This window comes from Bacillus sp. PSXD-155, assembly GCF_049310765.1.
Lineage (GTDB): Bacteria > Bacillota > Bacilli > Bacillales > Bacillaceae_G > Bacillus_A > Bacillus_A cereus.
Genome location: NZ_JBMOWC010000002.1, coordinates 133,550 through 155,928, shown reverse-complemented (window position 1 = coordinate 155,928; position 22,379 = coordinate 133,550). Strand labels below are relative to the sequence as shown.

Below are 22,379 nucleotides of genomic sequence, written 5' to 3'. Positions count from 1 at the left end.
TTGTCTCCCCCTAAATCCAAGTTGTACAAAAAAGAATAGATATCATAGGAGGATACGAAATACGTAAATAAAAATGAGGTATGTATTTCGGACGTTTGCACAATCCCTGCGTTAGCATTAACTAACAGGTTCGAAGGGTCGGAACGAAGTGTTCCCTCTCAGCGGCATGGCTCCCCCAGTGATAACGAGATTCTTTATTTGCTATTGTTTATTGTAAGCGAAATGGATGAGAATGGCAAACGAATACAGTATGACAATAATTGAAATAGAATTGTAGCGAAATGTTAATAAATATGAAGCAAAAGGGTATAGTACAAGAGAAATTGGGTGTGGTATAATTTTTTTGAAAATAATTATCATTCTCTTCTGAGGGGGAAGGTTATGAGCTTAGTAGATATTAAAATTGGAGAGAAAGTATTAGTAAAAAGTATTCAGTCTTTAGATCAGCTATTAAAGCGTAGACTAGCTGCTTTCGGTCTTGCTGAAGGAAGCGAACTTCGCCTGAAACAGAAAGCGATGTTTAAAGGTCCTTGTACATTGGAGTGTCGTGGACAGTTAATTAGTATTCGTCATTGTGACGCGAAAATGATAAAGGTGGAATTAGCGTGAATAAGGTAGCTTTGCTAGGGAATCCGAATACAGGGAAGACATCATTATTTAATGCACTTACTGGTTCTTATGAGTATGTAGGAAACTGGAGCGGTGTAACAGTAGAAAAGAAGGTTGGTAAATTAAAAGATAGACAAGGAACATTAATTGATTTACCGGGTGTTTATGATTTAAATCCAGTTTCACGTGATGAAGGTGTTGTAACAAACTTTCTATTAACAGAAGAATTTAATCATATGTTAAATATCGTAGATTCCTCGCAGTTTGAAAGAAATATGCATTTAACGTTGCAGTTACTTGAATTTGGTAAGCCAGTCTCAATTGGTTTAAACATGGTTGATGTGGCGAAGCAAAGAGGAATTGTCATTGATGTAAAACGATTATCAGAGCTATTAGGTGTAACAGTCGTTCCTGTTGTTGCAAGAAGTGGAAAAGGTTGTGAAGAACTACTTGCAACTCTTAAAGAAAATGACAAAAACGAGAAAAAGCCATTCCTTATTTCATATGGTGTACAAATGGATGAAGGAATTGGAGAAGTAATTGCTCTTTTAGAGACAGCGAATTATGAGCATCCGAGATGGTTAGCACTTCAATTTTTAAGCAATAACGAAGTAGTAGAAAAAGAAATGAAAGCATTACCAATTTATAAGGAACTCATAGCCATTCGATCTCGCTTAGAAGGAAAACTTGATTGTACGTTAGAAGAGCACATTTACAAAACTCGTGAAGCGTATATTGAAAAGTTAAAAACAAATGTTATGAAGCATGAGAAAGAAGGAAAAATTCCTTTTTCAGAAAAAATTGATAGATTAATTACACATAAAATTTTAGGACTTCCAATCTTTTTAGCAGTTATGTTTTTTATTTTTCAGGTTACGTTTACGTGGATTGGTACACCTTTATCGGATATGTTAGATGAGTTTTTTGGTGGTCAGCTTACGGATTGGGTGACGGCTGGACTTACAAGTATTGGAGCTTCTGATTTTATTCAAGCACTCGTTACAGAAGGTATTATTGCCGGTGTTGGTGCTGTATTAGTATTCGTACCACAAATCTTTGCACTATTCTTTTTCATTTCATTATTAGAAGACTCAGGATATATGGCGCGAATTGCAGTTGTTATGGATAGAATTATGGAGTTCTTTGGCTTAAACGGTAAAGCTTTTATTCCGATGATTATTGGTTTTGGATGTAACGTTCCAGGTATTATGGCAGCGAGAACGATTGAACAGGAGAAAGAGCGCTTACTTACAATTTTAGTAACACCGTTTATGTCTTGTTCAGCACGATTACCTGTATATGCATTATTTGCGGGCGTATTCTTCCCTAATAGTCAGGCGACTGTTGTATTTTCTTTATATGTCGCAGGTATTGTTCTTGCGTTATTAGTTACAAAAATTATGTCTCTTACGATTTTGAAAGCGGAAAAGTCTATTTTCGTAATTGAATTACCGCCTTACCGTGTGCCACAAGCGAAAACATTATGGCTGAGCACGTGGGAGAAAGGAAAAGGATTTGTTCGTAAAGCTGGTACATTCATCTTTGGTGGTTCGGTTGTCATTTGGTTATTAAACTATGCAGGTCCATCAGGATTTGGTGTTGATATGGGAGACAGCTACTTAGCGATGATTGGTGGATTTATCGCACCGCTATTTGCACCGCTCGGCTTTGGAACGTGGCAAGCTGCGGCATCCCTTTTAACAGGATTTTTAGCGAAAGAAGTTGTCGTTTCTACAATGGCAATTATTTATGCGGTTAAAGAAGATGTGCTTGGAAATGTAATGGGAGCACATTATACAGCATTATCAGCTTATGCATTTATGTTCTTTATTTTATTATATGTTCCGTGTTTAGCCACGGTAGCTGTTATTAAACGTGAAACAGGATCAGCGAAGTGGACGATTTTCTCAGTCGTTTATCCACTCGTAGTTGCTTATGTATTAACGCTCATTATATACCAAGTTGGATCCTTACTCGGATTCTAGAAGGAGATGTATTGTGATGATGGTCAATATTATAATTGGAGCTATCATTTTTGGTTATGCAGCATACACGTTAGTTAATTTTGTAAAGAGAAGTAAAAAAGGAAAATGCGCAGCATGTTCTTTAAATAAGTCATGTCAGTCGAATACTTGTAGTCCGGATATGGAACAAGTTGCTCATAAATAGAAAAAAGCTTTGCGAATTTCGCAAAGCTTTTTTGTTTTACTTTTTAATTTTTACAAGTTGAGAAGCTTCTACGCCTTTGTAACCAGGGAATTCTTTACTCGGGTCTTTATCAAATTTTAATACACCTACAGATTTTTCATCACCTTTTACATTGCTGTAAGTTGCGTCATCAACAATCGCATACATATCTGTATATGCACGGCCACTTCCGATAATTGTGTTGCCTTCATATTTTAATTTCGCTCCGTCAAGTGTAGCATTTTCTACTTTCTCTTTTGCGAATAATACACCTTGTTCTGTTGTTACAGCTGGTAATTTATCAAGTGGTTTCGTGTTGTCTTTTTCATCAACTTTGCTAAGTAACTCTTTTTTCACTAGTTCTTCACCAGTTTTCTTATCCATTACAAGAACTTTTTTACCATCTAATGTTGTCATTTTCATTTTATAGAAGTCTTTTTCTTTCACTTCTTTTTTGTTTTTATCTGTAATTTGTTGAACTTGTTCTTCTGAGCCGTACAGTACAAAACCGTTCGCTTTCTCTCCTAATAAAGAACAACCTGATAATGCTCCAAATGAAATTGCTGCTGCTAATCCGATTCCTACTAATTTTTTCATGATGATTTCTCCTTTTATATGTTTTATAGTAAATACATTTTTGTATTAGTTCCGAAATGATGAGAAGCTTGTTTGCTGCTTCTGGTATTAGTGTATAAGAAATATGGAAACGTAACTATCGAGTTAGCTTACAGTAACATTACACTTATGTAATTTAGTGAAAGTGCGCAAAAGTAAGTTAATTTCAAAGAGGGATAATGAGAATATATTAGAAATACAATATTGTATATAGAATGTCATATTATAATGGATGTATTTTGGAAATAACATGTAAGGACATATTAGTTTTGTTATAATAAACACATAGCCTGTAAAATGAATATTCTTTACTGTAAAGGGAGATTTTTCAGTTTTCCAAGTAGTGAATTTGAAATATGAGGTATATCATAGGAGGAATTTAAATGTCTGTATTTAAACGATTAAGAGATTTAACAATGTCAAATGTGTATTCGTTAATTGAAAAAGCGGAAGATCCAGTTAAGATGACTGATCAATATTTACGTGATATGCAAGCGGATGTACAAGAAGCAGAGAAAAGTGTAGCGGCTCAAATCGCGCTTGAGAAGAAATTCAAAATATTATTTGAAGAGCAAGAAGCACTTGTGAAAAAACGTGAAGAGCAAGCTCATATGGCTGTTCAAGCTAATAACTTAGATCTTGCGCGTCGTGCTCTTGAAGAAAAACAAAACGCAGAACAAAAGATGAATGAGTATAAAGCAAGCTATGAGCAAAACAAAGCTGCTGCTGATAATCTGCGCCTTAAGCTAGAAGAAATGCGCAAGCAATTAAATGAGCTGAAAAATAAACGTGAAACACTTGTAGCACGTGTAAATGCAGCGAAAGCACAGAAAAATATTAATCAGGCGATGTCTGGATTTGATTCAAATTCAGCAAAAGCTGGTTTAAGCCGTATGGAAGAGAAAGCTCTTCAATTAGAGGCTGAAGCGGAAGCAAGCGGTGAAGTTTATAAGAAAGAAAAGTCATTAGATGATGAATTCGCAAGCTTAAACAAAAATTCTGCTGTTGACGATGAATTAGCTCGTATTATGAAGCAGTATGAGAAATAATATAGAATAGAGACAAATGAACCGACATGTCTAAATATATTCATGTCGGTTTTCTATTATATTTTAGAGGAGGTTTTGCAATGACATGGATGAATGTAGTTGCCATGCTTGTATGGACTGGAGCGAGTGCAGTACTTTTATTTGCAATTATGTGGGTTGATTCAATTTTTACAAAATACAATGATTTAAAAGAAATCAAAAATGGGAATACAGCTGTAACAACTCGTTTTATTATGAAATTATTTGCACAGGGGTACATTTTATCCCAATCGATAACGAAAGCAAATGATTTATGGCAAGCGCTACTTGCATCAGCAGTTTCTTTCGTTATTTTATTAGTGGTAGAAATGTTTATCGAATTTGTGTTAAAGAAAATGTCTGGCTTAGATTTAGAAGAAGGTACGAAAGAAGGCAGCGTTGCACATGCGATGTTAGCTGGATCATTACATATTGTTGGTGCACTAATTTTAGGTGCTTGTTTATAAAGAGAAAAGGAGGGGTAGATCATGAGTTTATTTAAACGAATTAAAAATATAATGAAAAGCCCAGAGCCACCGAAGCCGGAAAAGAGTCTTTTAACGTTAGCTCCTGGTGATATGATTGAAGTTTCATTAGTCATGTACGAATTAACTGGGAAAACGAGTATGCATTCTCGCAAGGAAATTGTTTTAACACTGCAAGACGGGAAAGACATTCGTTATTTAAAAATTGAAGATCGTGAAAATACGTATTACAAATTATATACACCAATTGATGGTCGCTTAGATTCAATTGAGGAAATTCCGACGACAATTGAAATGGATGATACTGAGTATCATATGGAAGAACAATATAACGGACGTGTTGTTGTGATGGGGAAAACACCATTCTCCGCTTCAGAGGAACAGTACGTATGGGAATTCCAATCAGATAATCGAAAATTATTGCGTATTGAATGGCAAAATGGTCGCACAATGATGTATGAGGGAGAAGCAATCATTCCTGCTGATGTACAAATTATAAGAGCAACGTAAGGGGGCGTAATCATGTCAAACCGATTGTTTACCATGATTAAATCGTTTGTGATCCCTATACTTGCTATCGTTATATTACTTGTTGTTGCTGGTTATGCCTTATCAGGTTGTCAAGGCGGGCAGACAAAGTCGATTCAAGACCGTTATCCGCTTGAGTCTGTCGCAAAGGAAGGTAAACAAGAATCTTACGTGTATAGGGCCGCCAATCGGTCAGTTCCTGAAGTCGCGAAGGAACTTATAGCCGAAAGGAAACCGAAACAAGCATCTAAAGAAGACGAAAATCAAATGTTTCTCGTTTATTCGGATAAAATGTATAACCTTCAAAAGGATAAAGAGAAACCATCCGATACGTTAATTGAAGTAAGTAATGAGGAATTTGTCCGTCAAAACTACCAACCGTCCTTCTTGCAAGGATATATTATGGGTAGCATATTAAACGATATATTCGGTTCACGAAAATCATCATACGGTGATTATCGAGGATATAACGACAGACAAAATCATAAACCAGTCATTCCAGAGAGACCACCTACGAAAGAAGAAAAGAAAACCCCACCTCCAATTACGAAGGAAGGGAAAGGGTCTATCATTAAGCGAGGCGATAATGTAGATTCGAAACCATCAGTAGGTGATAAGGGAAGTATTACTGAAAAAGGAAGTAATACGACGCCTCCACCTTCTACTGGAAGCAAAGGTACAATTACAAAAACACCAGGTGGTTCGAGTGGATCAGATGTGAAGCCGAAATCATCTATTAAAACTCCGCCAAAGAATACATCACCCCCGAAAACGAGGGTTGGTGGTTCAGGGAAAATTACGAAGAGAAGATAGTGTAGAGACCGAAAAGTGTAAATTGCTTTTTGGTCTTTTTCCTTGTTATAAGAACTAATTCCTTTCAGGTGGTGTAATTTAGGCATAAGGGGGCGAGTAAAAATATATCAGCGATTATTAGAATATATCGACCGTAATTCAAAATATATCAGCGATTATTGGAATATATCGACCACAACTCAAAATATATCAGCGATTATTGAAATATATCGACTTACCGACAAAAACTGACAACGATAGCAACTTAATAATAAAAAGAGGGTGTGCCAAATTGTTGGCACACCCTCTTTTTCATAACGATTAATGAATATCGCGTTTCTTGAAATTACCGCCTTTTACTTCTGCTACGTCATAAACGGTAATAAAGGCATTAGGATCGATTTCATTAATAAGTTCTTTCATTTTACTTTCTTCTAAACGGTTAATTACGCAAGAAATTTCTTTGAATTTCTCTCTTGAATAACCACCGTATACTTCGTTATATGTTGCACTTCTGCCTAAACGATCGCGAATTGTTTCTACCATTAATTCAGGCTCTTTTGTGATAATTTTAAATGCTTTTGAACCACTTAAACCAACTTCAACGATATGAATCACTTTCGAAGCAATAAAGTAAGCAATTGCCGAAAGGATAGCTCCTTGAAGACCGAATACCGTTGATACGAAAATAAATACGAACATGTTTAAGAATAAAATAAGGTCACTCGTTCCAAATGGTAACTTACGAGAAAGCAATACAGCAAGCATATCGATTCCATCTAATGCCCCACCGTTACGTAATGCTAGTCCCATACCAAAACCGATAATAATACCACCAACAACTGTAACTAATAATGTATCGCCTTCAATAATAGCTGGTATTCCGTGCATGACAACGGTACCTATTGCTAATGAAGCAATCCCGATAATGGAATAAATCGCAAAGCTTTTACCGATTTGCTTATATCCTAACCAAACGAAAGGAATGTTAATAACTGCGATTAGAGCTCCTAATGGCAATCCAAATAATCTTGAACTAACGATACTTAAACCAGTCACACCACCATCTGATACGTTATTTGGAATTAATACTGCTTCTAATCCGTACGCTGTGATAAATGCCCCAATAATAATCATCAAAGCTTTCGAAGCAATTTTTAGCTTATTGGGCTTGTTTTTGATACTTTTCTCCATATAATTTCCTCGTTTCAAACTAGTTTCTTGTTTGTTACATAATTTACACCTAAATTTTATTTTAACATTTAATTTGAAAAATTTCTCCTTTAATGGATGTATGCAGGGAATATTATGACCATATTATCTTTAAAATATTTTTGAAATAAGTATAAGAAATCCCATCCTTTCAAAGGATGGGGTGCTATTAAGAAAATATAAAACTAAGTACTGATACGAATACAGCGAAGCCTAAAATAGTTCCACATATTTTCATATGGCGCTTACGTCCCATTACGACAATCGCAACATATTCACGGATCATTGCGTTAGGCCAGTAATAAAATGCAGTTTTTGATCCAATACCTTGGCTGTTAAGACTAGCTTGTCTTGCATATATACCAGCACGGAAAAGGTGGAAATTATTCGTTGTAAAAATACTTTTATATTTACCTTCTGGTTTTAAAGAATCCATAATTTCTTTAGAGAACAGCATATTTTGATATGTGTTCACAGAGCGATTTTCCTGGACTGTATGTTCAAGAGGAATTCCTTTTTCAACAGCGTAACTTTGCATCGCTTCCGCTTCTGGAAGACCTTCATCTGGACCTTGTCCACCAGAAAAAATAATTGTTGGTGGTGTATTCACAGCGGCTTGTTTCCAATAGAAGTCGATCGCTTTATTAATGCGGCTTGCAAGTAAAGGTGGTACTTTATCATTAATTAAGCCGCTACCAAGAACGATGATGAAATCTTGATTACGTCTTGGTCTGTTGAATTGGTATAAAAAATATGCGCTTAAGAAGTTAGATAAGTGTATAAAGAAATAGAAGCTTATAAGAGAAATAGCTGCAAAAATAGGCTCTAAATGCGATGAGACCAAACTTGCTGGATTTATAATAGGGAGTAACATAAAGAATAACATCCCTAAAGCAGCAAGGAGTGTTAAACAGTTGGTGAATCGTCTTCCTTCTCGCTTCATTAAAATTCTAGCATTAAGAAATAGCCCAAACATTAAAGCAATAATACCGAAAGGAAGCATAATAAGAAGTGCTAAAATAGGTAAAATTATAATATAGCGTAGGACATCACTACTTGAATTCACAGATATAATCACACAAAAAAGAAGGAAAAAACAGACAAAGGCATTAAATAAAAAGCCGTTTATTATTTTTCGTGGATCTTTTAAATAGGAAATAAGAAAAATAATAAATAGTATAAGAGGAATAATTCCGAAATACATCATAAATATAGTACACCTCAATTTGTATAAGAATTTGACATACCTTTTATATTACATGATTTTATAAGTAAAAATGAAAGGAAAAATGATTTTGAATTTTCTCAATAAAATATATAGATACGTATGTTACAATATATTCAAAGCGATATATTAAAAGTAAAATGGTTGAAAAGGCACTCAGTAGAGTGCTTTTTCTTTTTGTATGCAATTGTGCATATTATATTTTTTTTCAAATGAAGAGGATTACAATATAAGTTGTAGACAGACTTTATAAAGCAGAATTTCATACAAACATTTCCCTCTACTTTTTGTATCTAACAATCGTATAACAATAAATAATTCTGTTTTATAGTGTCTGTTTTTGAAAGGTGGCTTCTTTGAAGGCACCTTTTTTTTATTAGTATAGATAGTTTTCACTGTTAGCATAGTGTAAAATATCTATACTAAACATTAGCAATCTTCCGTATAAATATTATCAATTTACTATATATTCCAGTGGTGTTAACCTACATATGAAAGGCTTTCTTTTTCAAAATATTACCCCTAATAAAATTTTGAAGAAGTCAACTGTCTCCAAACTTGTCTTTATGCTTAAAGAAAAAGCACTCAAATTGAGTGCTTTTTCTTATTGAAACATGCTATTTTTCTAGGCGATTTTCATAAAATAAAAGTAAAGAAATGAAAGTGGGTGACAAAATGCCGGCAGTTGTGGAAGGTGTTATTATTGAAAACTGCAATGGAACAATTAATGTAGGTGACAAATATAACGTACAGCCGATTGAAAAGACGAAGGCTTATAATGGATCGGGATCATCAAATACAGGAATGAAAGTACAAACGTTTAGCGGGATTAGTACAGCTGATGTATGGGATAATGATGCGAATGATCAGGGGATACAGTTTACTTTATAGTACAGTATGTAAAATTGCATAAAATGATGAAGTTGCCCTATGATACAATCTAGCTGTGAGCTGTTAATGATTCTTCTATAGTGTAGTTGTTAGATTAGAAATATAACATCTTATCGAAAATCATACGTACAAAAAAAGACACTTCAAACGAAGTGTCTTTTTTATTTTAGTGATATCCTTTAGCAGAGTCTTTATGAATTTTATTTTTAAATATACTGTAGCTCCAAAGCTGATATCCAATAACGATTGGTACCATGACCATTGCAACGAAGAACATAATTTTTAAGTTTAATTGACTACCAGCTGCGTTGTATAACGTTGTACTGTATGCATCGTTAATACGGGATGGTAACATTCTTGGGAACATACCTGCAAAGCCAGTTGTCATAAACATTGCGATTGTTAGGCAAACGAATGTGAATGCAAGGCCGATTTTATGTTTGTACACCATAATAAGCGCGAGTACACTCATTAGCATTGCAAGTACTGGAAGAATGAATAGTACCGGATATTCCGTAAAGTTTTGGAATAAGTTTGTTCGATTAGCAGTTGCTACATAGAAGATAGCCAAAATAATAGCTGCTGCCATTGAAAATGGTCTTGCAATTTTATAAGCACGATCAGATACTTCACCAGTCGTTTTAATCATGACCCAAAGGGCACCGGATACGACAAATATAGCAGTGAAGAAAAGACCTCCTAATATACCGTAATGGTTTAATAAGCTAAGTAAATTTCCTTCATAGCCATTTTTTCCGATTTGTAGTCCGTAATACAAGTTAGCAAATGTAACACCGAATAAGAAGGCGATTAGGAAACTCCCAATTGCAAATGCCCATTTACAAGTTTTTTGCCAAATTGGTGAATCATCTTTATGCATGAATTCCAGTCCAGCTGCACGAGCAAATAGTGCAAGTAATACTAAGAATAACGGTGTATATAGATAACTAAACATATTTGCATATGTGACTGGGAAGGCAGCAAATGTTGCGCCACCAGCTGTAATTAACCATACTTCATTACCGCCCCAAAATGGGCCAATTGCTTCTTGTAATTGATTTCGTTCTTGTCGATCTTTCGTAACGAAAGGAAAAATCATTCCGTTACCAAGTGCATACCCGTCAAGAATGAAGTAAACTGTCCAAATCACGCCCCATAAACCAAACCAGATGATTGCAAGCATATCATGAGACATGAGCCACGCCTCCCTCAGTAGCAGGATCTTCTAATGCTGCAGGTCCTTTTTTCGCGAACTTCAGCATTAAGTATACGTCTGCGATTAAAAGTAAAGTGTAGAACAAAATTAAACTAATTAATGAGAACCAAATTTGTGGAACAGATATAGGTGATACAGATTCTGCGGTACGCATTAGTTTATATACTGTCCAAGGTTGACGCCCTACTTCAGCGACAATCCAGCCAGCATTAATCGCAATGTATGGAAGTAAGACAGACCATATTGTAATTTTTAAATAACGTTTTGAGTTCTCTAGTTTTCCTTTTCGGTTTAAATAGAAGCCATACCAAGTTAATGCCATAAAGAACATACCAAGTGCAACCATTAAGCGGAAGCTATAATACACGAGGTTAACATTTGGACGTTCATCTTTTGGAATATCTTTTAAACCAACAATTTCGCCATCAAATGAGTTTGTATAGAAGAAGCTTCCGAGTTTTGGAATCGTAAGGAATTCAAAGTTTTTCTCATTTTTTACATCAGGAATTTGAACAATTGAGAAGCCTTGTCCTTTTCCAGTTTCCCAAACTGCTTCCATCGCAGCTCCTTTTGCTGGTTGATATTTAGCTGCTGATACACCAGATTGATGTCCCATAAACGGTGTAATTGTTGCGGCGAATAAGCCTAACATTAAACCAAACTTAAATGATTTTTTGAAGAATTCCACTTCATTTTTACGTAATAAGTGATAGGCACTAATTGCCATAACGAAGAAAGCACCTACGATATAACAACCAATGACAGTATGGAAGAACATATTCCAAGCATATGGATTTGTAACGAGTGCCCAGAAATCATTTAATTCAGCGCGGCCATTACGTACTACGTAGCCAACAGGGTTTTGCATAAATCCGTTTGCTGTAATAATCCAAAGTGCGGAAATGTTTGTTCCAAGTGCAACCATCCACATACAGAAGGCACGGAACTTTGGTGAAATTTTGTCTTTGCCGAATAACCATATTCCCATGAAAGTAGATTCTAAGAAGAAGGCAACAAGTGCTTCGATTGCGAGAGGTGATCCGAAAATATCTCCCATATATTTCGAATATTCAGACCAGTTCGTTCCAAATTGGAATTCCATCGTAATCCCAGTTATAATCCCCATTACGAAGTTAATTGTAAATAATTTACCCCAGAAATTTGCCATTTTACGGTATGTTGGATTCAATGTGCGGGCGTATTGAGTTTCCATACATGCTACTAAAATGACAAGTCCGATTGTCAAAGGTACAAATAAAAAGTGATAAAAAATAGTAATTGCAAATTGAAAACGACTCAGTAACAGAACGTCGGACATAATAAATATTCACTCCTTTTTTACATTATCTACAATCAGTTTATAGTGAAAATACGTTTAAAGTATGTGAGACTTGTTACAAAGCTGTGTGTATATTTTGAAAGAATTATGTCGATTATCTGAAAATATCTTATTTTTACTATAAAGCGATATCCTTTTTGAGTTTTTCATATTTTGGTACACTATATAAGTAATGTAAATGAGAGAAAAGAGGGTTTTTTACTATGAAGTCATTAGAAGAGATTTTACAATACAATGAAAAATTTGTTGAAGAGAAAAGATACGAAGAGTATGAAACGGGAAAATTCCCGAATAAAAAAATGGTAATTATCTCTTGTATGGATACTCGTCTTGTTGAATTATTACCAAAAGCAATGAATATGCGTAACGGTGATGTGAAAATTATTAAAGTAGCAGGAGCTGTTATCTCACATCCATTCGGAAGTATTATGCGTAGTATTTTAGTTGCTGTATATGAACTTGGTGCTGATGAAGTTTGTGTAGTTGGTCACCACGATTGCGGTATGGCAAAAATTCAAGCAAGCAGTACAATTGAGAAGATGAAAGAGCGCGGTATAACAAATGAGAAATTAGATACACTCCGTTATTCTGGAATCGATTTAGAAAGATTCCTACAAGGGTTCTCTAGTGTAGAAGAAAGTGTAGAACATAGCGTATCGATACTTCGCAACCATCCATTACTTCCAGAAGAAGTACCTGTTCACGGTCTTGTTATAGATCCTGATACAGGAAAATTAGATTTAGTTGTGAATGGTTACGACAATTAAGAATTTACTTTGTCATCCTTTTTATCTGGGACAGGATCAAATCCTCCCGGGTGGAAAGGGTGACATTTTAATATACGCTTACAAGTAAGCCAAAAGCCTTTGAGGGCACCATGTTTTTGAAACGCCTCTAATCCGTAATGAGAACAAGTTGGATAAAAGCGGCAAGTTGGTGGTGTCATCGGAGAAATGAACTTTTGATAAAAGCGTATAATCCCAATAAAAATCTGTTTCATAATGGTCTCCTTTTCAGCATAGTCTTAAAGTATTATAGCACGACGGTACATAATACTTTACTAATGTGCATTTCCGTTATATCATATTGGATATAACGGAATTAAATTAAAAGCGGGAGAGATGTTGTATGCCATCAGTAGAAAGCTTTGAATTAGATCATACGATTGTAAAGGCACCTTATGTAAGACATTGCGGAGTTCACAATGTAGGTAGTGACGGTATTGTAAATAAATTTGATATTCGTTTTTGCCAACCGAATAAACAAGCAATGAAACCAGATGTTATTCATACGTTAGAACATTTATTAGCATTTAATTTACGTAAATATATTGATCGTTATCCGCATTTTGATATTATCGATATTTCACCGATGGGCTGCCAAACAGGATATTATCTTGTAGTAAGCGGAACACCGACAGTACGAGAAATCATTGATTTATTAGAATTAACATTAAAAGATGCGGTTCAAATTACAGAAATTCCAGCTGCAAATGAAACACAATGTGGTCAAGCGAAGCTTCACGACTTAGAAGGAGCACAACGCTTAATGAACTTCTGGTTAAGCCAAGATAAAGATGAACTTGAGAAAGTGTTTGGATAAGAAGAAAAACTGCCTGTGAAAGGGCAGTTTTTTTATTGTGCTAAGAGCAACCATACTCTTCTTTTTTATGAAAATATATTACATACTCCAACATATAAAACAAAGGCAGAACAGAGAAAATAAACAAATGCTTTCGTTTTTTGCTGCTTCTTTATTTCATCGATTCCAAAAAGGATACACATAATACTTAAAAGGATAAACACGTAAGGTAAAAGAATAGTGAAGTTTGCAAAGAAGCTAAATAGGGCGAGAGAAAGAGCGATAGTGGCGATTATAATTTGAATGTTTTTTAACATGGAATCCCCCTTAAGTAGAAAGAAATAGTTACTGAGAGAAAATAATTATAAATGCTAAATTGGTCAAAATTTCATTCTACATATAACGAAAGTAGTTTGATATTAAAAAGAAGAATATGAGACTGGAAACGAAAAAATACGGGATACTCATTGATTTTCGTCCGGATTTCAATTCATTAATTCCTAGAAGAATAAAGAAACAACTGAGAATAAATTGTACGTATGGGAGAAGTGAAAAATTATCGGTAACATGGATATAAGTGCTTAGAATGAGTAAGAGAAGCATGAGAAATGCTAAAAAACTCCGTAATATAGTTAGAGTTAGCATTGTATAGCCTCCTTTAGACCATTTATCGGAATATTTCTGTGAAACCAATAAATAAAGCAGCGGCTCCTGCTAGTAGAGCGAGCACACTACCTCCTGTTTGCCTTTTTAATATTTCCTCTAAACTTATGGTGAGGGCCATAACCTCTAAAGAGATAAACATATACGGCATTATTTCTCTATTACTAGTAAAAAATCCATAGATTGCTATACATAAAGCAATAAGTGAAAAAGTAATTCGCAATCCTTTTAGCATACATGTATCCCCTTTATTTTATATAGCTAATGATAAGAACAATCCAAATGAAAGCACCGGCAACAATACAAATGAATCCTGTTCCTGAATCCTTCTTTTTTATTTGTTCCATTGCAATGAGGAACATGAGAGCTCCTAATAAAAATTGTGAAAGTGGTAGAAAGTTATTTTGACCTGTATAGAGCCCGATTATCGACATTATGATCACAGTGAGTGCGATTGCAATGCGAAGTACACGAAGCATATTATGAATCCTCCTTATTATTTTTTGTATAAGGATTATCTTCTGGTTTATCAACGGAATGTTTGTATGCATAGCCTTTATTAATCGTCATGACGGAGAGTACTAGTATGATTAGGACGATGATAATACCGATAATTAATATTTTGAACATAAAATCCCTCCTTTTCTTTATTTTACATAATTTTGTAATTGATGAAAACAATAGAAAATAAAAGGATGAAAGAAGGGTGTTACATGGAGACGAAAAAAACATATTATATATCAATAGGAAATGGTCAAATTTCACAAGTGAAGACGGCGGATGCGTATAATTTTGAGATTTCCGCAAATGATGAGGAAATTACGGAATTACGAGAGCACTTTGATCAAGCATATGTAGAAGATTTAGGGTCATTTGTACGCTCCCACGTTCCATTTGTTGAGTATCATCACGATTCAAATAATGACCGATATGATGAACAACTACAAAAAGCATATAAAATGATTTACGATTTAGGAAATCATGAGACGAAAGAATTAGTCGCGCAAATGGGAATAATCAATGGATTGTAATTGGATAATATTATGCAGAAAAGCGAGAATATGCTACAATTTGTGGTAGGAAAAACTTGTAACCATCAATAGGGGAGTAATGGCATGTACAAATTTAAAGATTATTACCACAACACTGTACAATTATCGTTTGAACGTTATCCATTTTCTCCTGAGCCAAAGCATGTTTGGGTTGTATGCCGGTACGGGGATCAATGGTTATTAACGCATCATTTACGTCGCGGTCTTGAATTTCCAGGTGGTAAAGTAGAACTAGGGGAAACACCGGAAGAAGCGGCAGTTCGAGAGGTTCATGAAGAAACCGGCGGCATAGTTTCTGATTTAACTTACTTAGGACAATACAAAGTATCTGGAAAAGACAAAATAATCATTAAAAACATTTATTTTGCAACAATTAGTGCGGTAGAAGAACATACGCATTACGAAGAAACGAAAGGGTCTGTTTTATTAAAAGACATTCCTGACAACATTAAAACGAATAGAAAATTTAGCTTTATAATGCGCGATGACGTATTAGCGCGTACGATGAAACATATAGAAGAAATCGGCTGTTTTACGAAGTAAAGTAGCCGGTTTCTTTTTTTGTATGTAAGAATAAATGTAAATATATCTTTGCATTATTTTGGGTATATTATACAATTTTGCAAAGATATATTTACATTTTAGGAGGGGGAAGATGGAGAATAGAAAAGAAACGACTGTTGCTGTGTCTATGGTTAAATTAAATGTCTATGCATTTCTTATAATATTTGTTTTGGCATTTGGAATTAGTTTTTTACATGCACTTCTTTCAGGCGGGGTTCAAGTTGAAATTACGTTACCAACTGTGTTTCTTGTTATTATCGCAATGATTGTTCTCGTTTGTATTCATGAGGCAATACATTTAATTGGCTTTCGCTATATCGGAGGTGTTCCGTGGAGTGAACTAAAATGGGGCGTTAATTGGAAATTAGGTGTTGCATATGCTCATTCTAAACAGGCGGTTACAGTAAAGCAAATGAAGAAAGTGTTAATGCTTCCATTTTTACCAACTGGAATTTTGCCAATTGTATTGGGAGTAGCTATGAATCTGGAGCCACTCTCATTTTTAGGAATCCTACTAACAGCAGGTTGTATCGGTGACATTGCCTTATATCAAAAAGTTTCAAAGTTTCCAGATGATGCGCTAGTAAAAGATCATCCGAGTAAACCGCAGTTTACAGTATATGAATAACAAAGGAAGAGGAGGCATTTTTGAACAAATGCCTCCTCTTATTATTTTCATGTTTTATCGGTAAATCGATATATTGTGAAAATTATTGATGCAATTTAATTACTATTATTGTGTTTTTATCTCCACCTCTAAAAACGAAAGCACCTCCAACAAATCATCTACGATACGTGAATGCTTAAAATTCCCCCAAAACGAATCTTTTTTCCAAACACCAAGAATCCCTACTTGTTCAGAACCAAGCACATCGTTTTCTGGATGATCTCCAACATAAAGACATTCTTCTGCCTTCACATCTAGTTTTTGCAAAGCACGTTCGAAAATTTCAGGATGAGGTTTTTTAATTCCTTCAGCTTCTGAAACGAGAATGGTGTTTGTATACGTATGTATATGTAGTGCTCGAAGGTTGCCCATCTGAAATTCAGTAAAACCGTTTGTGATAATACCAATTTTAATGTTTCGCTGTTTTAACTGTTGAAGTAGTTCATGCGTGTTTTTGAAAGGAATACAATGATGTTGGAAGTTTGTAATATAGTCGTGTAGTAGTTGCTCTTGCGTTAAAGTAGTAATGTTGTATTCGGAAAGGAGAGTAGCATATACTTTATCCTTCCACGTATAGCCATTATTATCTAGTTCAAGAAACCGAGAACAATACTCTGATTTCTCTATACTCATCAAATGTGAGGAGAAGCGATTATATTGCTCACAAATAAATTGTTCTAAAGATTGGCGCCGATCTAATAGTGTTCCATCTAAGTCGAATAAGATTGCACGAATCATGAGAAGCCTCCTTGCAGTTTTTATAATTAATTATCGCATATTCGCAAAAAAATGATTATGATATTTTGTAGAATGGAATAATGGGGGATTGTATGAAGAAATTGTATGGCAAGTTAGTGTGTTGTATTATAGCAAGCAGTTTAGTTGCAGGATGCGATAGTGCTATCGAGGTTACGAAAGAAAAAGACATTTGTAAAATAGAAGAAGATTGCACGCAAATAGGAGATAAAACATTACAAAAAGTATATAAAAAGATAGAGGGACTTTCAGAACTTGAAAAAGTAGAAGATTATGACATAGAAGAGTATGAAAGTGTGAATATGAAAGAGGCGGAACAGAAAAAAGAAGAGGATGACAATTATTTCTTTTTAGCTTCTTATTATATCGATGGTGATGAAATTGTAGATCCTTATTTTGAGAAATTGGATCGTAAGAGATTGAATAAAGCTTTTGCAGATGACGAAGTAGCAAAAGATGATTTGTTAAGCCAGCGGCAAGATAGAGAGTATCATGAAACTTTATGGGACATGTATCGCACTCTCATTCCAGTGAAATATCGTGAGAATATAACAGGGTTTGATCTAATAACGGATGGTTATGATGGCGTTGTTGCTCATGTCATGCCAAGTATGGATGACCCGAGAGATTGGTTGCTTAGTTTAGACGTGCTCGATTCTGGGGTGAATATAGATGAAGTGATGAAAACATTAATTCATGAAACGGCTCACGTATTAACGATTGGGCATAAACAAGTACCAGTGGATAGGAAATATTTAGAGGCGTTTGATGAAGAGAAAGACATTTCATCATATCGAAATAAATGTAAAACGGTGTTCTTGAAAAATGGATGTGCGAGAAAAACTTCGTATATTAACCAATTTTATAATGAATTTTGGAAACCAATTGAGCAAGAGTGGACAGAAAAGAAAGTAGAAGAAAGTGAAGAGGCACAAATTAAATTTTATAAAGAAAAGCATGATGAGTTTGTATCGTTGTATGGAACAACAAATGTAACGGAAGATATCGCAGATACATTTACAGCGTTCATTTTACAAGATTCAAAAAAGTGAAAGAAGGAACAGAGTTAAAATATAAGAAAATTGCTTTCTTCTATCAGTTCCCTGAGCTTGTAAAAATGAGAGCGGAAGTGCTGTCAGGATTATATGATGTTTCGAAAACGATAGAACAACAAAGTGGAGACTAATGTGAGTTATGCGTTCGATATAGTTTCGTTAAAGTAAAGCGTGAAGAATTTTTAATTCTTTGCGTTTTTTCATGTTGATAAAATTGAAAATTCTGTATTTTTATTTAAAAGAAGAAGGAACTGGCGGTATAAAATAGAATTAGTATAAAAATGTCACAATTTAGACACAATTATAATGCGCGTGTTGTAGGGACTATAAGTTTACTCTCGAGGAGGTAATGAAACGTATGAAAACGATTCTTGCTGTTGCTGGTCTCATTTGGGTAATGTCTCACGGTTTTCCGATTTTTGAAGGGGAGCAAATTCGTAGTGCTTTGAATGAAAAGTTTAATGATTATCATGTGATAGATCGAAAAGATAATGTCGTTACAGTACGTGTGAAAGACTGTTTCCATACAGTTACGGTTACGGATGGAAACATTACAAATGAAACGAAAATGTGTGATAAAAGGTAAAAGAAAGAAGCTGACTATAGCGAACTGTTTTGAGTCAGCTTCTTTTTCTTTTTCCAATTAGAATTTTTTCAAATGCCTCAACAAATACATACATAAGAGTTGCAAGAACACATGTGAGTAGTACGCTAAGTAAGACGAGTGTGAAGTTAAAGACTTGGAATCCGTAGCTAATTAAGTAGCCAAGTCCTTGTTTGGAAACGAGAAGTTCTCCGAAAATAACACCGACCCAGGATAAACCAACGTTTACTTTTAACGTTGAGATAATTGCTGGAAAGGATGCAGGGAGAACGACTTGCTTATAACATTGCCATTTATTTGCGCCAAATGTGTCCATCACTTTTATATAGTTAGAATCGACTTCTTGAAATGCACTGTAAATAACGAGAATGGTAATGATGATGGAAATGATTACTCCCATTGCGATAGAAGATGAAATGTTTGGACCGAAAATAACGATGATGATTGGACCGAGTGCAACTTTTGGCATTGCATTTAGGACGACGAGATAAGGATCAAGTACGCGGGCTAGAAGTGGCATCCACCAAAGGAACGTGGCAATAATAGCACCAAGTACTGTTCCGAGAATGAAGCCTACTCCTGTTTCCAGCAATGTCGTCCATATGTGGACCCAGAGTGAACCGTCGATCCATTTCGTTAAGAAGAGATCCCAAATACTCGAAGGAGAGCTAAAGAGTAAAGGATCAATCCATTCTTTTTTGCTAGCTATTTCCCATAGTGCAAAGAAAAGAATAAGTAATAAAAGTTGTAGCGAGCGAGCAATCCAAGCACGCCTGCGTTCTTTCTTTCGAAATTGTTCATGTAGTTGTTTTATATTATCCAAGTCGTTCCAGCTCCTTCCATATATCTTGAAAGAGGGCTGGGAAATCGTAGTGATGGCGTGCTTCTAACGGTGATAAAGAACGGATACTTTCCGGTACGATAAAGGTTTTTGCGATTTTTCCGGGATTCGCTTGCAGTAAATAAATACGATCACTCATCGCAATCGCTTCTTCAATATCGTGAGTAACAAGTAGTGATGTTTTCTTATATTTATTTAGTAAGTTGAAAACGAGTTCTTCTAGTTTTAATTTCGTTTGATAATCGAGTGCGGAGAATGGTTCATCTAGTAATAAAATTTTCGGATCAGTCGCTAATGTTCGAACGAGAGCGGCACGTTGACGCATACCGCCGGATAGTTCACGAGGATATTGTTCTTCTACACCATGAAGACCGACTTGTTTTAAAAGATTTAAAGTATGTTCTTTCATCTGCTCATCATAAATCTTTCGAATATGAAGTCCGAGCATAATATTTTCTTCAATCGTTTTCCAAGGGAATAAGTAATCTTGTTGCAACATATATCCCATAGATGATGTTTTCGTTGTAATCGGTTCACCATCTAAAAAGACGATACCGTCAATTGGATCAAGTAGTCCAGCAATGATTGAGAGGAGCGTTGTTTTACCGCAACCACTTGGACCGAGTATAGAAATAAATTCGCCTTCTTCCACTTGTAAGCTCATATCTTCGAGAATAAGTTTGGCATTCTCTTTTGCAAAAAAGCAGTGAGAAACGTTACGTATTTGTAAAAAACTCATACACTTCGCCTCTATTTCTTAATAACGCTTTCGGCAATTTTTGTATTGACGAGCGCTTCATGTGGGACTTCTTTTTGTAATTCACCAGCGTCTTTCATAATAGTTTGGAGCTGTTTCCATTCTTCCGCATCTAATAGTGGATTTGTCGCATAAGAATGTTGCTTTTTATACCGTTCAATTACTTTTACTGTTATGTCTTTTGAAGTGTCTTTAAATAGCGGGGAAACAGCATCAGCAATCTCTTCTGGGCTATGTGTATCAACCCATTGCTGTGCTTTATAGAGAGCACGTGTGAACTTTTCAGCTGCAGCTTTATCTTTCTTTAAGAAACTTTCTTTTGCCATGAACGTTGTATAAGGAACAGTACCAGATTCATTTCCGAATGAAGCGACGATATAACCTTTACCTTCTTTCTCAAGTATACTTGCAGTCGGTTCAAAGAGCTGTACAAACTCTCCAGTACCAGATGCGAAGGCATTTGCAATATTAGCAAACTCGATATTTTGAATTAAGTTTGTATCTTTATGAGGATCAATGCCATTTTTCTTTAAAACGTATTCTCCAACCATTTGCGGCATGCCGCCTTTACGCTGTCCTAAAAATGTAACACCTTTTACGTCATTCCAATTAAAAGAGTCTAGTTTTTTACGTGAAACTAAAAATGTCCCATCTGTTTGTGTAAGCTGTGCAAAGTTAATGACAGGGTCTTTCGCTCCTTGTTGATGAACGTAAATAGACGTTTCAGAACCGACGAGAGCGATATCAATTCCGCCAGATAATAGGGCGGTCATCGTTTTATCGCCACCAGCTGTTGTTTGTAGGTCAATATTTAGTCCTTCATCTTTAAAAAATCCTTTTTCAATCCCAACATATAATGGGGCATAGAAGAGAGAATGGGTAACTTCGCCGACGCGAATGTTTTGAGTTTGTTCTTTCGTACCTTCTTTTTTACTACTACAAGCAGCAAAAGTAAAAACAGCTAGTAACATGATGCAAAAAATCGCGATTAATTTTTTCACTATATAACACCTCCTAGAAGTCACTCTACAAGCATGATATGTAGGTAATCGCCCATATGTGAGTGTAGATAGCAGGAATTTTTTTGGTGGTAAAGAAGTACAAATATAAGGGGTGATAAAATGGAGTACGAATACGATGATAGCGTACATTTACATCTTGATTATTTCGGGACAGAATGTGATATGGAATCGATTGCTTATAAGAGAAAGAATGAAGACGTATGGGATGTGTATTTTAATTTTGGAGTATACGGTATTCAAAAAGACGATGTAGAGTTAGGGAGATTTATGGACGAATATGCTGGTCATTACGTTTTTTCTGTACATGCTCGCGATCTTAGCTGGGAATTTGGAAGTGCCCAGTTTGAAGAGTGGGTTTTGAAAAATCGGATAGTAGAAAAAACGCTACAAAAATAGGAGGAATTTTGTGATTGGATTTCTCATCTTATTATTTATTTTTGTGGCCGGATTTTTTATCATGCAAATGCTTATTTACCGATTTGCAAAGAAAAACATCCATAAATATACAAAAATAAAATGGTTTCATATGTGGTTACATATGAATATGAAAAAAGGTCCGAGATTAGATTTTTTTGATTTTGTAATTATAGTACTCGTATGTATCGTATGGAAAATATGGCTGCTTCCTTTTATATAATACACACGCTAATC

The 22,379-nt window shown here is 35.2% G+C and carries 30 protein-coding genes, 1 pseudogene and 1 riboswitch; of the genes and pseudogenes, 17 read left to right on the top strand and 14 right to left on the bottom strand.

Annotation, left to right across the window (positions count from 1 at the left end):
- Nucleotides 1-85: 85 nt before the first annotated feature.
- Nucleotides 86-187, bottom strand: a riboswitch (TPP riboswitch).
- Nucleotides 188-381: 194 nt separating this feature from the next.
- The 3 genes from ACO6VI_RS02275 to ACO6VI_RS02265 are packed head-to-tail and all read left to right on the top strand — an operon-like array spanning nt 382 to nt 2,778.
- The gene (locus tag ACO6VI_RS02275; protein ID WP_000060512.1) at nt 382-609 is read left to right on the top strand and encodes a FeoA family protein; all 228 of its coding nucleotides are present in this window, start codon (nt 382-384) and stop codon (nt 607-609) included.
- Nucleotides 606-2,594, top strand: a complete 1,989-nt coding sequence (gene feoB, locus ACO6VI_RS02270; protein WP_098356073.1) for a ferrous iron transport protein B — start codon at nt 606-608, stop codon at nt 2,592-2,594. Before ACO6VI_RS02275 ends, feoB begins: the two co-directional genes overlap by 4 nt.
- Nucleotides 2,595-2,610: 16 nt before the next feature.
- The gene (locus ACO6VI_RS02265) at nt 2,611-2,778 is read left to right on the top strand and encodes a FeoB-associated Cys-rich membrane protein (RefSeq protein WP_000989596.1); all 168 of its coding nucleotides are present in this window, start codon (nt 2,611-2,613) and stop codon (nt 2,776-2,778) included.
- 36 nt (nt 2,779-2,814) lie between these two features.
- Here the strand turns inward: ACO6VI_RS02265 and ACO6VI_RS02260 are convergent, their stop codons facing one another.
- Complete coding sequence (locus ACO6VI_RS02260; protein WP_048565089.1) at nt 2,815-3,393, bottom strand: lipoprotein BA_5634 family protein; 579 nt, start codon at nt 3,391-3,393, stop codon at nt 2,815-2,817.
- A 401-nt stretch (nt 3,394-3,794) separates the two neighbouring features.
- Here ACO6VI_RS02260 and ACO6VI_RS02255 point away from each other — a divergent pair, with 401 nt between their 5' ends.
- From ACO6VI_RS02255 to ACO6VI_RS02240, 4 genes are all read left to right on the top strand, one after another.
- Entirely contained in the window at nt 3,795-4,460 is a 666-nt protein-coding gene (locus tag ACO6VI_RS02255) for a PspA/IM30 family protein (protein WP_000110280.1), read from the top strand.
- 80 nt (nt 4,461-4,540) lie between these two features.
- Nucleotides 4,541-4,945, top strand: a complete 405-nt coding sequence (locus ACO6VI_RS02250; protein WP_000220087.1) for a DUF350 domain-containing protein — start codon at nt 4,541-4,543, stop codon at nt 4,943-4,945.
- 21 nt (nt 4,946-4,966) lie between these two features.
- Nucleotides 4,967-5,473, top strand: a complete 507-nt coding sequence (locus tag ACO6VI_RS02245) for a DUF4178 domain-containing protein (RefSeq protein WP_000051755.1) — start codon at nt 4,967-4,969, stop codon at nt 5,471-5,473.
- A gap of 12 nt (nt 5,474-5,485) precedes the next feature.
- Entirely contained in the window at nt 5,486-6,304 is an 819-nt protein-coding gene (locus tag ACO6VI_RS02240) for a DUF4247 domain-containing protein (protein WP_078994626.1), read from the top strand.
- Between the two features lie 300 nt (nt 6,305-6,604).
- On the opposite strand, the gene ACO6VI_RS02235 is transcribed toward ACO6VI_RS02240, so the two are convergent.
- Both ACO6VI_RS02235 and ACO6VI_RS02230 read right to left on the bottom strand, forming a co-directional pair.
- On the bottom strand, nt 6,605-7,477 hold the full coding sequence (locus ACO6VI_RS02235; protein ID WP_023523234.1) for a YitT family protein: 873 nt from the start codon (nt 7,475-7,477) through the stop codon (nt 6,605-6,607).
- Nucleotides 7,478-7,664: 187 nt separating this feature from the next.
- Entirely contained in the window at nt 7,665-8,702 is a 1,038-nt protein-coding gene (locus ACO6VI_RS02230; protein WP_161520170.1) for a YdcF family protein, read from the bottom strand.
- 675 nt (nt 8,703-9,377) lie between these two features.
- Here ACO6VI_RS02230 and ACO6VI_RS02225 point away from each other — a divergent pair.
- Nucleotides 9,378-9,611 (top strand): spore germination protein, encoded by a 234-nt coding sequence (locus tag ACO6VI_RS02225; protein ID WP_002001299.1) that lies wholly within the window; start codon nt 9,378-9,380, stop codon nt 9,609-9,611.
- Nucleotides 9,612-9,777: 166 nt separating this feature from the next.
- Here the strand turns inward: ACO6VI_RS02225 and cydB are convergent, their stop codons facing one another.
- Both cydB and cydA read right to left on the bottom strand, forming a co-directional pair.
- Nucleotides 9,778-10,806, bottom strand: coding sequence for a cytochrome d ubiquinol oxidase subunit II (gene cydB, locus ACO6VI_RS02220; protein ID WP_000017662.1), 1,029 nt, complete (start codon nt 10,804-10,806; stop codon nt 9,778-9,780).
- The gene (gene cydA / locus ACO6VI_RS02215; protein ID WP_001286164.1) at nt 10,796-12,145 is read right to left on the bottom strand and encodes a cytochrome ubiquinol oxidase subunit I; all 1,350 of its coding nucleotides are present in this window, start codon (nt 12,143-12,145) and stop codon (nt 10,796-10,798) included. Before cydA ends, cydB begins: the two co-directional genes overlap by 11 nt.
- A 224-nt stretch (nt 12,146-12,369) precedes the next feature.
- Here cydA and ACO6VI_RS02210 point away from each other — a divergent pair, with 224 nt between their 5' ends.
- Nucleotides 12,370-12,933, top strand: a complete 564-nt coding sequence (locus tag ACO6VI_RS02210; RefSeq protein ID WP_000838173.1) for a beta-class carbonic anhydrase — start codon at nt 12,370-12,372, stop codon at nt 12,931-12,933.
- On the opposite strand, the gene yidD is transcribed toward ACO6VI_RS02210, so the two are convergent.
- Complete coding sequence (gene yidD, locus ACO6VI_RS02205; RefSeq protein WP_000809334.1) at nt 12,930-13,166, bottom strand: membrane protein insertion efficiency factor YidD; 237 nt, start codon at nt 13,164-13,166, stop codon at nt 12,930-12,932. The two genes, ACO6VI_RS02210 and yidD, sit on opposite strands and share 4 nt — an antisense overlap.
- Nucleotides 13,167-13,294: 128 nt before the next feature.
- On the opposite strand from yidD, the gene luxS reads away from it, so the two are divergent.
- A complete protein-coding gene (luxS, locus tag ACO6VI_RS02200; RefSeq protein WP_001141371.1) occupies nt 13,295-13,768 on the top strand; it encodes an S-ribosylhomocysteine lyase LuxS in 474 nt (157 codons plus the stop codon).
- A gap of 65 nt (nt 13,769-13,833) precedes the next feature.
- On the opposite strand, the gene ACO6VI_RS02195 is transcribed toward luxS, so the two are convergent.
- The 4 genes from ACO6VI_RS02195 to ytzI form a co-directional block, all read right to left on the bottom strand.
- Nucleotides 13,834-14,064, bottom strand: a complete 231-nt coding sequence (locus ACO6VI_RS02195) for a YczI family protein (protein WP_023523232.1) — start codon at nt 14,062-14,064, stop codon at nt 13,834-13,836.
- 350 nt (nt 14,065-14,414) lie between these two features.
- Complete coding sequence (locus ACO6VI_RS02190; RefSeq protein ID WP_161520171.1) at nt 14,415-14,645, bottom strand: DUF3953 domain-containing protein; 231 nt, start codon at nt 14,643-14,645, stop codon at nt 14,415-14,417.
- A gap of 13 nt (nt 14,646-14,658) precedes the next feature.
- Nucleotides 14,659-14,889: a DUF3953 domain-containing protein gene (locus ACO6VI_RS02185; RefSeq protein ID WP_000946673.1), complete on the bottom strand. Its 231-nt coding sequence runs from the start codon at nt 14,887-14,889 to the stop codon at nt 14,659-14,661.
- 1 nt (nt 14,890) lies between these two features.
- Complete coding sequence (ytzI, locus tag ACO6VI_RS02180) at nt 14,891-15,040, bottom strand: YtzI protein (RefSeq protein ID WP_145959740.1); 150 nt, start codon at nt 15,038-15,040, stop codon at nt 14,891-14,893.
- An 83-nt stretch (nt 15,041-15,123) separates the two neighbouring features.
- On the opposite strand from ytzI, the gene ACO6VI_RS02175 reads away from it, so the two are divergent.
- The 3 genes from ACO6VI_RS02175 (at nt 15,124) to ACO6VI_RS02165 (ending at nt 16,654) form a co-directional block, all read left to right on the top strand.
- Nucleotides 15,124-15,441 (top strand): hydrolase, encoded by a 318-nt coding sequence (locus ACO6VI_RS02175; RefSeq protein WP_153593241.1) that lies wholly within the window; start codon nt 15,124-15,126, stop codon nt 15,439-15,441.
- A gap of 84 nt (nt 15,442-15,525) precedes the next feature.
- On the top strand, nt 15,526-16,005 hold the full coding sequence (gene mutTA / locus ACO6VI_RS02170) for an antimutator 8-oxo-(dGTP/GTP)ase (RefSeq protein ID WP_000276385.1): 480 nt from the start codon (nt 15,526-15,528) through the stop codon (nt 16,003-16,005).
- 112 nt (nt 16,006-16,117) lie between these two features.
- Entirely contained in the window at nt 16,118-16,654 is a 537-nt protein-coding gene (locus ACO6VI_RS02165; protein ID WP_161520172.1) for a DUF3267 domain-containing protein, read from the top strand.
- A gap of 105 nt (nt 16,655-16,759) precedes the next feature.
- Here ACO6VI_RS02165 and ACO6VI_RS02160 read toward each other — a convergent pair whose 3' ends face one another.
- The gene (locus ACO6VI_RS02160; RefSeq protein ID WP_161520173.1) at nt 16,760-17,431 is read right to left on the bottom strand and encodes an HAD family hydrolase; all 672 of its coding nucleotides are present in this window, start codon (nt 17,429-17,431) and stop codon (nt 16,760-16,762) included.
- A 92-nt stretch (nt 17,432-17,523) separates the two neighbouring features.
- On the opposite strand from ACO6VI_RS02160, the pseudogene ACO6VI_RS02155 reads away from it, so the two are divergent.
- Together ACO6VI_RS02155 and ACO6VI_RS02150 are read left to right on the top strand one after the other, a co-directional pair.
- Nucleotides 17,524-18,635: pseudogene (locus ACO6VI_RS02155) on the top strand (recombinase family protein).
- Between the two features lie 227 nt (nt 18,636-18,862).
- Nucleotides 18,863-19,090, top strand: a complete 228-nt coding sequence (locus ACO6VI_RS02150) for a hypothetical protein (protein WP_161520175.1) — start codon at nt 18,863-18,865, stop codon at nt 19,088-19,090.
- A 34-nt stretch (nt 19,091-19,124) separates the two neighbouring features.
- On the opposite strand, the gene ACO6VI_RS02145 is transcribed toward ACO6VI_RS02150, so the two are convergent.
- Genes ACO6VI_RS02145 through ACO6VI_RS02135 form a run of 3 tightly spaced genes read right to left on the bottom strand, consistent with a single transcriptional unit; the run spans nt 19,125 to nt 21,707 of the window.
- Nucleotides 19,125-19,931, bottom strand: a complete 807-nt coding sequence (locus ACO6VI_RS02145; RefSeq protein WP_000368771.1) for an ABC transporter permease — start codon at nt 19,929-19,931, stop codon at nt 19,125-19,127.
- Nucleotides 19,924-20,688 carry an ABC transporter ATP-binding protein gene (locus ACO6VI_RS02140; RefSeq protein WP_000009022.1) on the bottom strand — a complete coding sequence of 255 codons (765 nt, stop codon included), beginning with the start codon at nt 20,686-20,688 and terminating at the stop codon, nt 19,924-19,926. The genes ACO6VI_RS02145 and ACO6VI_RS02140 overlap by 8 nt, the downstream gene beginning before the upstream one ends.
- An 11-nt stretch (nt 20,689-20,699) precedes the next feature.
- A complete protein-coding gene (locus tag ACO6VI_RS02135) occupies nt 20,700-21,707 on the bottom strand; it encodes an ABC transporter substrate-binding protein (protein WP_000733140.1) in 1,008 nt (335 codons plus the stop codon).
- A 120-nt stretch (nt 21,708-21,827) separates the two neighbouring features.
- On the opposite strand from ACO6VI_RS02135, the gene ACO6VI_RS02130 reads away from it, so the two are divergent.
- On the top strand, nt 21,828-22,124 hold the full coding sequence (locus ACO6VI_RS02130; protein WP_000455579.1) for a DUF3986 family protein: 297 nt from the start codon (nt 21,828-21,830) through the stop codon (nt 22,122-22,124).
- Nucleotides 22,125-22,134: 10 nt separating this feature from the next.
- Complete coding sequence (locus ACO6VI_RS02125; RefSeq protein WP_000578980.1) at nt 22,135-22,365, top strand: hypothetical protein; 231 nt, start codon at nt 22,135-22,137, stop codon at nt 22,363-22,365.
- The last annotated feature ends 14 nt before the right edge of the window (nt 22,366-22,379 follow it).

Excerpts from the sequence above, each read along its gene's own strand:
- ACO6VI_RS02275 (WP_000060512.1), top strand. The coding sequence starts at position 382 with ATGAGCTTAGTAGATATTAAAATTGGAGAGAAAGTATTAGTAAAAAGT.
- ACO6VI_RS02265 (WP_000989596.1), top strand. The coding sequence starts at position 2,611 with ATGATGGTCAATATTATAATTGGAGCTATCATTTTTGGTTATGCAGCA.
- ACO6VI_RS02260 (WP_048565089.1), bottom strand. The coding sequence starts at position 3,393 with ATGAAAAAATTAGTAGGAATCGGATTAGCAGCAGCAATTTCATTTGGA.
- ACO6VI_RS02255 (WP_000110280.1), top strand. The coding sequence starts at position 3,795 with ATGTCTGTATTTAAACGATTAAGAGATTTAACAATGTCAAATGTGTAT.
- ACO6VI_RS02250 (WP_000220087.1), top strand. The coding sequence starts at position 4,541 with ATGACATGGATGAATGTAGTTGCCATGCTTGTATGGACTGGAGCGAGT.
- ACO6VI_RS02245 (WP_000051755.1), top strand. The coding sequence starts at position 4,967 with ATGAGTTTATTTAAACGAATTAAAAATATAATGAAAAGCCCAGAGCCA.
- ACO6VI_RS02240 (WP_078994626.1), top strand. The coding sequence starts at position 5,486 with ATGTCAAACCGATTGTTTACCATGATTAAATCGTTTGTGATCCCTATA.
- ACO6VI_RS02235 (WP_023523234.1), bottom strand. The coding sequence starts at position 7,477 with ATGGAGAAAAGTATCAAAAACAAGCCCAATAAGCTAAAAATTGCTTCG.
- ACO6VI_RS02230 (WP_161520170.1), bottom strand. The coding sequence starts at position 8,702 with ATGATGTATTTCGGAATTATTCCTCTTATACTATTTATTATTTTTCTT.
- ACO6VI_RS02225 (WP_002001299.1), top strand. The coding sequence starts at position 9,378 with ATGAAAGTGGGTGACAAAATGCCGGCAGTTGTGGAAGGTGTTATTATT.
- cydB (WP_000017662.1), bottom strand. The coding sequence starts at position 10,806 with ATGTCTCATGATATGCTTGCAATCATCTGGTTTGGTTTATGGGGCGTG.
- cydA (WP_001286164.1), bottom strand. The coding sequence starts at position 12,145 with ATGTCCGACGTTCTGTTACTGAGTCGTTTTCAATTTGCAATTACTATT.
- ACO6VI_RS02210 (WP_000838173.1), top strand. The coding sequence starts at position 12,370 with ATGAAGTCATTAGAAGAGATTTTACAATACAATGAAAAATTTGTTGAA.
- yidD (WP_000809334.1), bottom strand. The coding sequence starts at position 13,166 with ATGAAACAGATTTTTATTGGGATTATACGCTTTTATCAAAAGTTCATT.
- luxS (WP_001141371.1), top strand. The coding sequence starts at position 13,295 with ATGCCATCAGTAGAAAGCTTTGAATTAGATCATACGATTGTAAAGGCA.
- ACO6VI_RS02195 (WP_023523232.1), bottom strand. The coding sequence starts at position 14,064 with ATGTTAAAAAACATTCAAATTATAATCGCCACTATCGCTCTTTCTCTC.
- ACO6VI_RS02190 (WP_161520171.1), bottom strand. The coding sequence starts at position 14,645 with ATGCTAAAAGGATTGCGAATTACTTTTTCACTTATTGCTTTATGTATA.
- ACO6VI_RS02185 (WP_000946673.1), bottom strand. The coding sequence starts at position 14,889 with ATGCTTCGTGTACTTCGCATTGCAATCGCACTCACTGTGATCATAATG.
- ytzI (WP_145959740.1), bottom strand. The coding sequence starts at position 15,040 with ATGTTCAAAATATTAATTATCGGTATTATCATCGTCCTAATCATACTA.
- ACO6VI_RS02175 (WP_153593241.1), top strand. The coding sequence starts at position 15,124 with ATGGAGACGAAAAAAACATATTATATATCAATAGGAAATGGTCAAATT.
- mutTA (WP_000276385.1), top strand. The coding sequence starts at position 15,526 with ATGTACAAATTTAAAGATTATTACCACAACACTGTACAATTATCGTTT.
- ACO6VI_RS02165 (WP_161520172.1), top strand. The coding sequence starts at position 16,118 with ATGGAGAATAGAAAAGAAACGACTGTTGCTGTGTCTATGGTTAAATTA.
- ACO6VI_RS02160 (WP_161520173.1), bottom strand. The coding sequence starts at position 17,431 with ATGATTCGTGCAATCTTATTCGACTTAGATGGAACACTATTAGATCGG.
- ACO6VI_RS02150 (WP_161520175.1), top strand. The coding sequence starts at position 18,863 with ATGAAAACGATTCTTGCTGTTGCTGGTCTCATTTGGGTAATGTCTCAC.
- ACO6VI_RS02140 (WP_000009022.1), bottom strand. The coding sequence starts at position 20,688 with ATGAGTTTTTTACAAATACGTAACGTTTCTCACTGCTTTTTTGCAAAA.
- ACO6VI_RS02130 (WP_000455579.1), top strand. The coding sequence starts at position 21,828 with ATGGAGTACGAATACGATGATAGCGTACATTTACATCTTGATTATTTC.